At 71.0% G+C, this 13,111-nt stretch carries 13 protein-coding genes; 9 read left to right on the forward strand and 4 right to left on the reverse strand.

Translation table 11 applies throughout. The features are described 5' to 3' along the window. Positions 1–71 precede the first annotated feature (71 nt). From LO772_RS18045 to LO772_RS18055, 3 genes are all read left to right on the forward strand, one after another. A complete protein-coding gene (locus LO772_RS18045) occupies positions 72–1,625 on the forward strand; it encodes a glycosyltransferase family 87 protein (protein ID WP_231779612.1) in 1,554 nt (517 codons plus the stop codon). Continuing rightward, on the forward strand, positions 1,622–2,830 hold the full coding sequence (locus LO772_RS18050) for a mannosyltransferase family protein (RefSeq protein WP_231773057.1): 1,209 nt from the start codon (positions 1,622–1,624) through the stop codon (positions 2,828–2,830). Before LO772_RS18045 ends, LO772_RS18050 begins: the two co-directional genes overlap by 4 nt. A 97-nt stretch (positions 2,831–2,927) precedes the next feature. Next, on the forward strand, positions 2,928–3,584 hold the full coding sequence (locus tag LO772_RS18055) for an LppU/SCO3897 family protein (RefSeq protein WP_231773058.1): 657 nt from the start codon (positions 2,928–2,930) through the stop codon (positions 3,582–3,584). Between the two features lie 81 nt (positions 3,585–3,665). Here the strand turns inward: LO772_RS18055 and LO772_RS18060 are convergent, their stop codons facing one another. The 3 genes from LO772_RS18060 to LO772_RS18070 all read right to left on the reverse strand — a co-directional run bounded on the left by LO772_RS18060 (position 3,666) and on the right by LO772_RS18070 (position 6,381). Beyond that, positions 3,666–4,697: an alanine racemase gene (locus LO772_RS18060; protein ID WP_231773059.1), complete on the reverse strand. Its 1,032-nt coding sequence runs from the start codon at positions 4,695–4,697 to the stop codon at positions 3,666–3,668. 103 nt (positions 4,698–4,800) lie between these two features. Further along, a complete protein-coding gene (locus LO772_RS18065) occupies positions 4,801–5,919 on the reverse strand; it encodes a lipid II:glycine glycyltransferase FemX (protein ID WP_231773060.1) in 1,119 nt (372 codons plus the stop codon). A 147-nt stretch (positions 5,920–6,066) separates the two neighbouring features. After that, entirely contained in the window at positions 6,067–6,381 is a 315-nt protein-coding gene (locus LO772_RS18070; protein ID WP_443089284.1) for a hypothetical protein, read from the reverse strand. A 256-nt stretch (positions 6,382–6,637) separates the two neighbouring features. Between LO772_RS18070 and rpsF the strand changes: the two genes are divergently transcribed. The 6 genes from rpsF (at position 6,638) to LO772_RS18100 (ending at position 11,234) form a co-directional block, all read left to right on the forward strand. Next, positions 6,638–6,928 (forward strand): 30S ribosomal protein S6, encoded by a 291-nt coding sequence (gene rpsF, locus LO772_RS18075; RefSeq protein ID WP_231773061.1) that lies wholly within the window; start codon positions 6,638–6,640, stop codon positions 6,926–6,928. A 52-nt stretch (positions 6,929–6,980) separates the two neighbouring features. Beyond that, the gene (locus tag LO772_RS18080; protein WP_231773062.1) at positions 6,981–7,535 is read left to right on the forward strand and encodes a single-stranded DNA-binding protein; all 555 of its coding nucleotides are present in this window, start codon (positions 6,981–6,983) and stop codon (positions 7,533–7,535) included. 69 nt (positions 7,536–7,604) lie between these two features. After that, positions 7,605–7,841: a 30S ribosomal protein S18 gene (gene rpsR, locus LO772_RS18085; RefSeq protein WP_003978893.1), complete on the forward strand. Its 237-nt coding sequence runs from the start codon at positions 7,605–7,607 to the stop codon at positions 7,839–7,841. Between the two features lie 17 nt (positions 7,842–7,858). Next, complete coding sequence (rplI, locus tag LO772_RS18090) at positions 7,859–8,305, forward strand: 50S ribosomal protein L9 (RefSeq protein ID WP_231773063.1); 447 nt, start codon at positions 7,859–7,861, stop codon at positions 8,303–8,305. A gap of 219 nt (positions 8,306–8,524) precedes the next feature. Then, positions 8,525–8,731: a heavy-metal-associated domain-containing protein gene (locus tag LO772_RS18095; protein ID WP_231773064.1), complete on the forward strand. Its 207-nt coding sequence runs from the start codon at positions 8,525–8,527 to the stop codon at positions 8,729–8,731. 205 nt (positions 8,732–8,936) lie between these two features. Then, a complete protein-coding gene (locus LO772_RS18100; protein WP_231779614.1) occupies positions 8,937–11,234 on the forward strand; it encodes a heavy metal translocating P-type ATPase in 2,298 nt (765 codons plus the stop codon). A gap of 122 nt (positions 11,235–11,356) precedes the next feature. On the opposite strand, the gene LO772_RS18105 is transcribed toward LO772_RS18100, so the two are convergent. Then, positions 11,357–12,763, reverse strand: a complete 1,407-nt coding sequence (locus LO772_RS18105; RefSeq protein WP_443089285.1) for an MATE family efflux transporter — start codon at positions 12,761–12,763, stop codon at positions 11,357–11,359. Between the last annotated feature and the right edge of the window lie 348 nt (positions 12,764–13,111).

Consider the following 13,111-nt stretch of genomic DNA (forward strand, 5'->3'; position numbering starts at 1 on the left):
TACGATCGCTGTGCCCCGTCGCCGAGCGCGGCGGGGCACAGCCGTATCCCTGCGAGAGGATTGGCGCCATGATGCCGAATCCGTCCGAACCCGTGCTGCCGTCGCGTGACGACCCGGTCGTACGCGCCGGCAGCGAGGTGGTCGGCGGGCCCGCCGGAAAACGCGTCCGGTTCGGCGCCGGCGGCAGCTGGTGGAACCTCACGCGGGTGCTGATCCTGCTGGCCGTCGTGACGTTCGCGCTCGGGCTGGTGCAGAAGAAGCCGTGCTACGACGGCGGGTGGTTCGGCGTCGGGTCGCAGTACTCGAAGGCGTGCTACAGCGACATGCCGCACCTGTACCAGGGGCGCGGGTTCGCCGACGGCGCGGTGCCGTACTTCGACAAGACCGGCGACGAGGGCATGGAGTACCTCGAATACCCGGTCATCACCGGCGGCGTCATGTATGTCGCGGGGTCGGTGGCGCGCGTCCTCGGTGACGACATCACGGACGAGAAAAAGTGGTTCGTCATGGTCAACGCGCTGATCATGATGGCCTGCGCGGTCGTCGTGGTGGTCGCGGTGGCCCGCACGTCGGGGCGAAGGCCCTGGGACGCCGCGATGGTCGCGGCGGCTCCCGTCCTCGCCCTCAACGGCATCATCAACTGGGACATGGTCGCCGTCGCCCTCACCGCGGTCGCGATGATGGCCTGGGCCCGGCGCAACGTCGTGCTCGCCGGCGTGCTCCTCGGCCTCGCGACGGCCGCGAAACTGTATCCGGTGCTCCTGCTCGGCCCGTTGTTCCTGCTGTGCCTGCGGGCGGGGCGCCTGCCCGCGTTCGCCAAGGCGACCGGGGCGGCGATCGCGGCGTGGCTCGCGGTCAACCTCCCCATCATGATCTTCGCGTGGGACGGCTGGAAGCTCTTCTACACCTTCAGCCAGGAACGCGGCGCCGACTTCGGGTCGCTGTGGCTGATCCTCGGGCAGCGCTTCGAGCCCATGGACATCGACACGCTCAACACGTGGGTCACCGGGCTGCTGCTGCTGATGGCGGCCGGTATCGCGGCCCTCGCCCTGTGCGCGCCGCGCCGGCCCCGGTTCGCGCAGCTCGCCTTCCTGATCGTCGCGGCGTTCCTGTTCACCAACAAGGTGTACTCGCCGCAGTACGTGCTGTGGCTGCTGCCGCTGGTGGTGCTCGCCCGTCCCCGGTGGCGCGACGTGCTGATCTGGCAGGCCTGCGAGGTCATCTACTTCCTCGGCGTGTGGCTCTACATCGAGTCGTACGCGGGCGGCGAAGGGTCCAAGGGCCTGTCGCAGAACGCCTACCAGGTCGCGATCATGATCCACCTGGTCGGGCTGCTGTACATCGCGGCCCTCGTGGTGCGCGACATCCTGCGGCCCGAATACGATTCGGTGCGCGGGGACGGCAGCGACGACCCCGCGGGCGGCGTGCTCGACCACGCCGACGACAAGCTCAACTTCGTCCCGGGGCAGTACGTCAACCACTACGGGTTCCACGGCGACCGCCACGGGCCGTACGCGGGCGAGACGGTCCTCGGCGGACCGCAGCCCGACGCCACCCAGGTCCCGGGGGCACGTCGGGGCGGCGCCACCGGAACAGGTGACACGGAAGCGATCGCCCACCAGTGACAAGTACGGACGCCGAACCCACCGCTCCGGCCGCCACCCCGCGCACCCCCGGCCGGGCGGCGCCGCTGATGCGCCTGCTGCGGATGCCGTCGCGCGACGACCGGGCCGCGCTGCTGCTCTGGCTGGTCACCCGCCCCGCGATGCTCCTGGTGGTCGGGTCGGCCGGCTGGATCCTCGCGGAGGAGGGCGCGACCGAGCCGACGGGCTTCCTCGACACGTGGGACCGCTGGGACTTCCGGCACTTCCGCACGATCGCCGAGTACGGCTACGACGGAAACCCCAAGTCGGGGCCGCCGGTTCCGCTGGAGGCGTTCTTCCCCGGCTTCCCCTACCTCCTCAAGGCCGTGCACCTGGTCGTCGGGAACTGGGTGGTCGCCGGGCTGCTGATCTCGTTCGTGTGCGGCGGGGTCGCGATGGTGCTGCTGTCGCGCATCGCGGGGCTGGACGACAACGCGTCGGGCGTCGGCGAGCGCGCGGTGCTGCTCCTGCTGCTGTCGCCGTCCGCGGTGTTCCTGGCGGCCGGCTACACCGAGGGGCTGTTCCTCGTGCTGGCTCTCGGCGCGTGGCTGTGCGCGAAGCGGGGCGTGTGGCACTGGGCGGGGCTGCTGACCGCGGGCGCGATGTTCGTGCGGATCAACGGCGCGTTCCTGTTGTGCGCGCTGGCCGTGGAGTTCCTGACCGCGAAGGACGGCAGGCGGCGTTGGAAGGACGCGCCGTGGCTGGTCGTCGGCGGGCTGCCGGTACTGATCTACATGGGCTTCCTGTACCGGCGGCTCGGCGACTGGACGGCGTGGAACAGCGCGCAGGCCACCGGCTGGGACCGGCACCTCGTCGGTCCGGTCGACGCGCTGACCAATACGTGGAACCGGGCGTTCGACACCGGTCCGGGGGTGATCCTGGGCTTCACGTGGATGTACCGCTGGGAGCTGCTGGCCGTCGCGGTCGGCGTCGTGCTGACGGCGTATCTGCTGCGCGGGCGCCGCTGGGCGGAGGCGACGTACATCGGTCTCACGGTGGCGTCGCTCGGTATCTCCAGCGCGTACTTCTCGGTGCCGCGCGCGACGCTGCTGTGGTGGCCGCTGTGGATCGTGCTGGCGCAGGTGACGCTGCGTCATAAGGCGGCGTTCACGGCGTACTTGGCGCTGGTCGCACCTTTCGCGGTGGTCTTCGCCCTGTTGTTCGGTGCGGGACGATGGGCGGGCTGACGGGCGGGACGTGACCCGTTCGGCCTACGCTGACTGCTCGTTGACAGTTCCTTGACTTGTTGTTGACGGCCTCTCGCACACGTTCGGAGTGCACCTCATGTCGAACCCCTTCGGCCCGCCTGGACAGCAGGGCCCCGGTGAGCAGCACCCGTATGGCCAGCAACCCCCCTACGGCGGTCCGCCGCAGCAGCCCCCCTACGGCGGGCAGCCGCCGTACCCCGGCCCGCAGCCGGGCCCGCAGCAGCCCGCGTGGGGGCAGCCGCCCATGGGGCAGCCCCCGATGGGACAGCCGCCCTACCCCGGCCAGATGGGCTACATGCAGCCGCGGCGGAGGAAGAAGTGGCCGTGGATCGTGGGCGGCGTCGTCGGTGTGATCGTCGTCCTGGGCATCATCGGCTACTTCCTGGGCAAGGACGACGCGTCCAACGCCAAGGTCGGCGACTGCATCACCAGCGACTCGACGCCGAAGATCACCGACTGCGCCAAGTCGAACGCGGTGTTCCGGGTCGTCGGCAAGTTCGAGAACACCTCCAGCACCTCGCGCTGCGACACGGACGAGATGACGTCCAAGGGCAGCGTCGTCGCCTTCTACTGGAAGGGCGGTGACAAGGCGGTGGTCTGCGCGACGATCACCAAGAACACCACCGTCCACGACCTGCGGAACCTCGACGGCGACGCCAAGAACACCAGCCCGGAGGTCCTGGAGCAGGTGCGCGAGCAACTGGCCGCGCTGGGGATCGAGGGCGTCAAATAGCGCGGTGCGCCCGCGCGTTGCCGTGCGGCGAGGGCCGTGCGCGGCCCGCGTACACGACGTACGCGGGCCGGTGACGGTGCGTCAGCCCAGCACCACGCGGTCGAAGTGCGTCGTGGTGTGCCGGAGCGCGGCGTCCAGCTCGTCGCCGGGCTTCGGGGGCACGACGTCGTTGGCGAGGAACAGCAGGCTGACCTGCATGTGCGGCGGCTCGGCGAACCAGCGCTGCTTGCCGGCCCACGAGAACGGCGACAGCGTGCGGTTGACCGTCGCGAGGCCCGCGCGGGCGACGCCCTTCGCACGCGGCTTGACGCCGCGTACCGTCTTGGGGGCCTCCAGGCCGACGCCGTGCGCGGTACCGCCGCTGACCACCAGCAGGTGGCCGTCGGACGGGGCCTTGCGCTGCCGGTAGCCGTAGCGCTCGCCGCGCGAGACGGGCACGACGTCCAGGACCGTGCCCCGGGCGACCATCGCGCCGTGGTCGCCCAGCCACAGGTCGGTGCCGATCCGGGGGCGGAACACCGTGTCCGGGTAACGCTGCTGCAGCGCGAGGAAGCCGCCGGGCGGGACGTGGCTGACGAACACCGTGTGCAGCGGCAGCCGGGCGGCGTGCAGGCGGTCCATCCACCCCGCCACCTCGGACGCGGGGTCGGTGCCGTCCGGGCGGTCGAGCGGGAGGTGCAGCGAGAAGCCCTCCAGGCGCACGCCTTCGAGCGAGGCGCGCAACGCGACGAGGTCGTCCTCGGTGACGCCGTCGCGCTTCATGCCGGTCATACAGCTGATGACCACGCGGCTGCCGACCAGATCGCGTGTGGCCTGCACGGACGAGACCGTGCGGATCACCCTGTCCGGCAGCGGGATGGCCTCCTCGCCGCGCAGGTACGGCGTCAGGACCATGACGCGGCCGTCGAAGTGGTCCTTCAGCCGGGCCGCTTCGTAGGTGGTGCCGACCGCGATCGTGTCGACGTTCATGCGCGACGCCTCGTCCGCGAGGCGCGCGTTGTCGAAGCCGTAGCCGTTGCCCTTCATGACCGGGACGATGGTCGGGAAGGTGTCGCGCACCTGGTCGATGTGCTTGCGCCAGCGCGCGGAATCGACATACAGCGAAAGCGACATCGTGGTGGGGACCTTCCCTGCCGGTGCGGTGTGCGGCCTGCGGTGCTCGTGCGGTGCGTACGTGTGCGAGGGCGAGTGCGAGTGCCTGACGGGTACCAGTCTGTCAGCGACGCGACATGTACAGGTCGAGCGCTTTGTGCAGCACCTTGTTGAGCGGGAAGTCCCATTCGCCGAGGTACTCGACCGCCTGCCCGCCGGTGCCCAGCTTGAACTGGATCAGACCGAACAGGTGGTCGTTCTCGTCGAGGGTGTCGCTGATGCCGCGCAGGTCGTACACGGAGGCACCAAGAGCGTACGCGTCGCGGAGCATGCGCCACTGGATCGCGTTGGACGGACGCACCTCGCGCTTGTGGTTCGCGGACGCGCCGTACGAGTACCAGACGTGGTCGCCGACCGTCACCATCGTCGTGGACGCCAGCACCTCGCCCTCGTGCTTGGCGAGGTAGAGGCGCATGCGCTCGGGGTCCTCGGCGTTCAGGACGTCCCACATGCGCTCGAAGTACGGAAGCGGGCGCGGCGTGAAGTGGTCGCGCACCGCCGTGACCTTGTAGACGTCGTGGAAGACCTTGAGGTCGTCGCGCCCGCCCTGGACGACCTCGACGCCGGCCTTGGCGGCCTTCTTGATGTTGCGGCGCCACAGCTGGTTGAAGCCGCCGTGCACGTCGTCGAGCGAGCGGCGCATCAGCGGCACCTGGAAGACGTAGCGCGGCTGCACGTCGCCGAAACCGGCCCCGGCGCTCTGGTCCTGGAGCCACCCCAGGCTGCGCAGCTGGCGGCCCACGGCGGCGGCGCGCTCGTCGGTCCAGTCCGGCGTGAGTTCGCGCAGCCGGGTCGCGGATTTGGCGGCGATGGCCTTCTTGATGGTGTCCGCCTCCCAGCGGTTCACCACGACCGGCGGGCCCATCTTGACCGAGAACGCGCCCTTGCCCTTGAGGTGCGTGAGCATCGGGTCGAGCCAGCGGTGCAGGTCGCCGTCGTACCAGTCGATGACCGGGCCCTCGGGCATGTACGCGAGGTACCGCTTGAGCTTGGGGAGCTGGCGGTACAGCACCTCGGCCGCCCCGACGACGGCGCCGGTCTCGTCGATCCACCCGATGGACTCACTCCGCCACTCGCTCTTCACCTCGCCCCAGGACGGGCACTGGAGAAAGCTGACGGAGGTCTTGCCCTTGATGAAGGCGAGGTGTTCATCCCGGGTGAGCGACCTCAGGCGCAGGGTCATCGACAGGCTCCTCGGATCGTTTCGGCCGAGAAGAGGTTACTCGGCCGGGACGCTTCCGGGGGCAGGGCAGACCCGATACGGACAAACGGTCTGTAATCATCCGGTTGCGGAACGCCTGCCGCGGCGCGGCGGCAGAAGACGGCGCCGTCAGTACAGTCCGCCGTGGGCCATGTTGATGAACAGGCCGACCGCCGCGGCCCCCAGCGAGATCACGAGGGCGAAGCGCTCCAGCGTCGTCGACGAGATCATCTGGCCGCCGAGCCCCGTGAGGACGCCGGCCAGACCGCTCCACGCGCCCAGGATGTGCACCCTGGGGAAGAACGCGCAGATCACGGCGACGATGGCGAAGGTCGCGGTGGCCGCCGCGAGGGCGTTCTCGCGGGTGTGCGGCCTTCCGTCGTCCTGGACGCGGTTGATCGCGGTGAGGGCGGCAAGGGGCCCGCGGCGCATCGTTTGGTTCATCGCGCACCTCCGGTGGGCGGCTGACAAACGGCTGGGGGAGCCGCGGGCGATATGTCCGCGTCGTCCCTCTCACAGGGTGCACCGGCCATCCGGCTGATTTCAACAGTGAGGGTGGCGCCGGTTAGGCTGTACCGTCCGCAGCGCCATGGCCGTACGCCCCGATTTTCCGGGGGCGGGCCGCGGTGCCGCGGTGGTACGCGAACCCTCCTGTCACGGAGATCCCGTGACCGCGAGTCCATAGGAGGTGGGTTTTCACATGCGTAACTACGAGCTCATGGTCATCCTCGACCCGGACCTCGAAGAGCGGGCGGTCTCGCCGCTGCTCGAGCAGTTCCTGAACGTCGTCCGCAACGGCGGCGGCAAGGTCGAGAAGATCGACACGTGGGGCCGTCGGCGCCTCTCGTACGAGATCAAGAAGAAGTCCGAGGGCATCTACGCCGTCGTGGACCTGGCCGCGGAGCCCGCGGTCATCAAGGAACTCGACCGCCAGATGAACCTCAACGAGTCGGTCATGCGCACCAAGGTGCTGCGTCCCGACCAGCGGTAGCCGGCAGCGGATACCGAGACACCGTCACCTAAAGCGCAGGGGAAGGTAAGGAATGGCAGGCGACACCGTCATCACCGTGGTCGGGAATCTGACCGCCGACCCTGAATTGCGCTTCACCCCCAGCGGCGCGGCCGTCGCGAACTTCACCGTGGCCTCGACGCCGCGGATGTTCGACCGGCAGACCAACCAGTGGAAGGACGGCGAAGCGCTGTTCCTCCGCTGCTCGGTCTGGCGGCAGGCGGCCGAGAACGTGGCCGAGTCCTTGCAGAAGGGCATGCAGGTCATCGTGCAGGGCCGCCTCAAGCAGCGGTCGTACGAGACCAAGGAAGGCGAGAAGCGGACGACGTACGAGCTGGAGGTCGACGAGATCGGCCCCTCGCTCAAGTTCGCGACCGCCAAGGTCACGAAGGCCGGCCGGGGCGGTGGAGGCGGCGGCGGTTACGGCGGAGGCGGCAACCAGGGCGGCTACGGCGGCCCGCCGCAGGGCAACTCGGGCCCCCCGCAGTCCGACCCGTGGTCGACGCCCGCGGGCGGCGGCAACGGCGGCGGCGGTGGCGGCGGCTGGGGTCCCCCGCCGGGTGGCTACACGGACGAACCCCCGTTCTAGGAGCCGTCCCGGGGCCGCCCGCGGCCCCGACGGCCCGGGACAAGACTTCTTGATTTTTGGAGCGAAGCAATGGCGAAACCGCCTGCGCGCAAGCCGAAGAAGAAGGTTTGCGTGTTCTGCAAGGAGAAGATCTCCTACGTCGACTACAAGGACACGAACCTGCTGCGGAAGTTCATTTCCGACCGCGGCAAGATCCGTGCCCGTCGCGTGACCGGCAACTGCACGCAGCACCAGCGTGACGTCGCCACGGCCGTCAAGAACAGTCGTGAGATGGCGCTGCTGCCCTACACCAGCACCGCGCGCTGAGGAAGGGCGGACCAGTCATGAAGCTCATCCTCACGCACGAGGTCACCGGTCTCGGCGAGCCCGGCGACATCATCGAGGTCAAGGACGGCTACGGCCGCAACTACCTCATCCCGCGCGGGTTCGCGATCCGGTGGACCCGGGGCGGCGAGAAGGAGGTCGCCTCCATCCGCCGTGCCCGCAAGGTCCGCGAGATCAAGAACCTGGACCAGGCGAACGAGGTCAAGGCGCAGCTCACCGGTCTCAAGGTGCGGCTCGCCACCCGTGCCGGCGAAAGCGGGCGCCTGTTCGGTTCCGTCACCGTCGCCGACGTCGCCTCGGCGATCACGGCCGCCGGTGGCCCGGAGCTGGACAAGCGTCGTGTCGAGCTCGGTGCGCCGATCAAGACTCTCGGCACGCACCGGGTCACGGTCCGCCTCCACCAGGAGGTCTCCGCCGCTCTCGACGTGGACGTCGTTTCGGCTTGACCTGACCGCAATCCGAAGGCCCGCGGCTCCTACAGGAGTCGCGGGCCTTCGGGTTTCGCGGGGTGTGCGCGGCGGTGGGGCGTGCGCGGGGCGGGCGCGGATCCGTGCGGGGGTTACGGCGGGGCGTCGCTTGCGTCATACCCCCTAGGGGTATAGTTTTCGTAGAGGAGGGGCCGGGCGTACCGTCCCGGCTCCGAGGCATCGCGAAAGGACACCGCCATGAGCACCGCGACTTTCACCGTCACCGGCATGACCTGCGGCCACTGCGTCTCGTCCGTCGAGGAGGAGGTCTCCGAGATCGCGGGCGTGCGCGAGGTGCGGGTCGAGCTGGCCTCCGGGCGGCTGACGGTCTCCGCCGACGGCGAGGTGGACCCGGCGGCCGTGGCCGCCGCGGTGACGGCGGCGGGGTATGCGCTGGCCGGGTGACGGGGCGGGGGTACCCGTCCGCCATTTGCGGTTCGGGTACCCCTACCCGGTAGGGATATATGACCGGCGACCGGGTCGGGGGTTCGCCGCGCGGGCGGACCACGCGCAGGACCACGATGGTGAGTGAGCACGAGGAGGACCAGTGACTACCCCGCAGCAGACGGCCCCCGCGCCGGACGCGCGCATCGACCTCGCCCTCGGCGGGATGACCTGCTCTTCCTGCGCGAACCGCATCGAGCGCAAGCTGAACAAGCTCGACGGGGTGCAGGCCTCGGTCAACTTCGCCCTGGAGACCGCGACCGTCACCTACCCGCCCGCACTCGACCCCGCCGATCTCGTGCGCGCGGTGGAGGCCGCCGGCTACACCGCCGCGCCGGTCCGGCCCGGGCCCGGTGCCTCCGCCGACGGGGCGGCGTCCGAGGACGGCACCGGCGACGATCCCGAACTGCGGTCGCTGCGCGACCGCCTGGTCGTCAGCGCGCTGCTCACCGTCCCGGTCATCGCCCTGTCGATGGTCCCCGCCTGGCAGTTCCGGTTCTGGCAGTGGCTGGTCTTCGCACTCGCGGCTCCCGTCGTCGTGTGGGGCGGCTTCCCGTTCCACAAGGCCGCCGCCAAGAACCTGCGGCATGGCACCACGACGATGGACACGCTCATCTCGCTCGGCACCCTCGCGGCGTTCTCGTGGTCGGTGTACGCGCTGTTCTGGGGCGGCATGGGCGAACCCGGCGTGACCATGCCGTTCGACATCACGGCCTCGGGCGGACACGCGGAGATCTACCTCGAAGCCGCCTCCGGGGTCGTCGCCTTCCTGCTCGCCGGCCGGTACTTCGAGGCGCGGTCCAAGCGCAAGGCCGGTGCCGCGCTGAAGGCCCTGCTCGAACTCGGCGCGCGCGACGTCTCGGTGCTGCGCGCGGACGGCCGCGAGGAGCGCGTCCCGGTGGACCGGCTCGGGGTCGGTGACCGGTTCGTCGTGCGCCCGGGCGAGAAGATCGCCACCGACGGCGTCGTGGTCGACGGCGCGTCGGCCGTCGACGCGTCCATGCTCACCGGCGAATCCGTGCCCGTCGAGGTGCGCACCGGCGACGGCGTCACCGGTGCGACCGTCAACGCGGGGGGCCGGCTCGTCGTCCGCGCCACCCGGGTCGGTGCCGACACCCAGCTCGCCCGGATGGCACAGCTGGTCACCGAGGCCCAGACGGGCAAGGCGGCCGTGCAGCGGCTCGCCGACCGCGTCTCGGGCGTCTTCGTCCCCATCGTCATCGTGCTGGCCGTCGCCACGCTCGGCTTCTGGCTCGGCAACGCCGCCGGGGCCGAGGAGGCGTTCACCGCGGCGGTGGCCGTGCTCGTGATCGCCTGCCCGTGCGCCCTTGGGCTCGCGACCCCCGTCGCGCTGCTGGTCGGGACCGGACGCGGCGCGCAGCTCGGAGTGCTGATCAAGGGGCCGGAGGTGCTGGAGAACACGCGCCGCGTCGACACGGTCCTGCTCGACAAGACCGGAACCGTCACCACCGGCCGCATGGCGCTCGTCGACGTCCGCCCGGTGAACGGCGGCGACGCCGACGAACTGCTGCGCCTGGCGGGCGCCGTCGAACACGCGAGCGAGCACCCGATCGCCAAGGCCGTCGCGGTCGCCGCCGCCGAGAAGCACGGCACACTTCCCCCGGTCGAGGGCTTCACCAACCGCGAAGGCCTCGGTGTGGAGGGCGTCGTCGACGGACACGCCGTCGTCGCGGGCCGGCCCGCGCTGCTCGCGGACTGGGGGCTGGAACTGCCCGCCGAGTCCGAGGCGGTGCTGGACGCCGCGGAGGAGGCGGGGCGTACGGCCGTCGCGGTGGCGTGGGACGGGGCGGTGCGCGGCGTGCTGGTCACGTCCGACACCGTGAAGCCGACATCGGCCGCGGCGGTCGCGGGGCTGCGCGACCTGGGCCTCACGCCGGTCCTGCTGACCGGTGACAACGAGCGGGCCGCCCGGTCGGTCGCGGCGCAGGTCGGCATCGACGAGGTCGTCGCGGGAGTGCTGCCGACCGGCAAGGTCGACGCGGTGCGCGCGCTTCAGGAGCAAGGCAAGGTCGTCGCGATGGTCGGCGACGGCGTCAACGACGCCGCGGCGCTGGCCACCGCGGACCTGGGGCTCGCGATGGGAACGGGGACGGACGCGGCGATCGAGGCGGCCGACCTGACGCTCGTCCGCGGGGACCTGGGGGCGGCGGTGGACGCGATCCGGCTGTCGCGCGCCACGCTGCGGACGATCAAGACGAACCTGTTCTGGGCCTTCGCCTACAACGTCATGGCCATTCCGCTCGCGGTGGCGGGCCTGCTCAACCCGGTGATCGCGGGCGCCGCGATGGCGTTCTCGTCGGTCTTCGTGGTGCTCAACTCGCTGCGGCTGCGCGGGTTCCGGTCGACCGCGCCGGGTGTCGACGGGGAGCCCGCCGCGGACCGCGCGGGCGCTGCGGGCGGGTACGGCGCGGAGCCGCGCGCCCGTGTGGACGCCGGGCACTGAACCGTCCGCGTCGGGAGCCGGAGTCGGGCCGCCCGCCGGATCGCGAAATCCCCTGTCTCACACGGGATTCCGGGATCCGGCGGGTGGCCCGACCCGCTTGCGGACCAAGGTCGGTGCGGGGCTCACCGTTTCACGGACGCCCCGGTGACGAGCCACGCGTCGCCGCGCGCCCGGAGGCCGAGGATCACCAGCCGGGCCACCATGAACGCCCCGATGGCCCACCACCACAGCGCCACCAGCCCGCCGCCGAGCGCGAGGACGGCGGCCACGACCGCGGCGAAGACCACGAGGACACCGGGCATCGCCAGCGCCAGGAACCGCCCGTCGCCGGCACCGATGAGGACGCCGTCCAGCACGAACACCGGTCCGGCGAGCGGCTGGAGGGCCGCGACGGCGAGGAGCACGGCGGCGAGGAGGTCGCGCACCTGCGGGTCGCCGGTGAACCAGGGGATGTAGAGGGGCCGGGCGGCCAGGACGATGGCGCCGAACGCCACGCCGGTCCACACGCTCCAGGCGAGCATGCGTCGCGTCGCCCACCGCGCGCCCGCCGCGTCGCCGGCGCCGAGTGCCCGGCCGACGATCGCCTGCGCGGCGATCGCCAGCGCGTCGAGGGCGAAGACCAGGAACGTCCAGATCTGCCACGCCACTTGGTGGGTGGCGATCTCGGTGTCGCCCATGCGGGTCGCGGCGACCGCGCCGATCAGCAGGATCGCGCGCAGGCTCACCGTGCGGACGAACAGCGGCGCCCCGGCCGCGGCGGACGCGCGCAGGCCCGCGACGTCCGGTGTCAGCCGCGCGCCGTGCGCGCGGGCGCCGCGCACCACGACGACCAGGTACGCGGCGGCCATCGCCCACTGCGCGATCACCGTGCCCCACGCGGATCCGGCGATGCCCAGGCCGGCGCCGTAGACCAGCGCGACGTTGAGGGCGACGTTGGCGCCGAAGCCGGCGACCGCGACCACCAGCGGCGTCCGGGTGTCCTGGAGGCCGCGCAGCACACCGGTCGCGGCGAGGACGATCAGCATCGCCGGGATGCCCAGGCTGCTGATCCGCAGGTACGTGGTGGCGTGCGGGGCCGCGGTGGACGACGCGTCGAACGCGGCCACGATCGCGGGCGCGGCCGTCGCGCCGACGATCAGCAGGGCGGCGCCGATGATCGCGGCGAGCCAGACGCCGTCCATGCCCTGGCGGATGGCGCCGCGGCGGTCGCCGGCGCCGAGCAGCCGGGCGACGGCGGCCGTGGTGGCGTACGCGAGGAACACGCACAGGTTGACGAGCGTGCTGAGCACGGCTCCCGCGACGCCGAGGCCCGCGAGCTGGGGTGTGCCCAGGTGCCCGATGATCGCGGCGTCGGTGAGGATGAACAGCGGTTCCGCGACCAGGGCGAAGAAGGCCGGGACGGCGAGGCGGAGGATCTCCCGGTCCTGGGCGCGTTTGCGGGCGGGGCCGGGGGCGGTCGCGCGCACCGGAGTGCCCGGGCGGTGTTCGGCCGCCGGGTCGGTGTCCACGGAGTCGGGTGCGTCAGGCACGCGTCCACGGTAGTCATCCACAGGTAATGATCACAAGCTGAGTTTGGTCATTACTTGTGGCTGCGCGGGGTGGTTGTCCACACACGCGGGGCGATTGACGGTCGATCGGACGGAAAGTTTTTCACACGCACCTGCGGTGGATAGAGAAATCCCAGGTCAGATCGGGTTTTTCGGGTTGTGGACAATGTTCGTTCCCCAGGCTGCACACAGGTTGTGCACAGCTGTGGCGGTACTGGTCCACAGGGTTGTCCCCAGTTATCCACACCCCCTGTGGATGACCGCGTTGGCGCAGCTCCGGTCCACCCGTACGGTGTGGTCTGCACAACGCGTGGTGCGGCTCATTTGTCG

This window comes from Yinghuangia sp. ASG 101 (genome assembly GCF_021165735.1).
In the GTDB taxonomy this organism is placed as follows: Bacteria; Actinomycetota; Actinomycetes; order Streptomycetales; family Streptomycetaceae; genus Yinghuangia.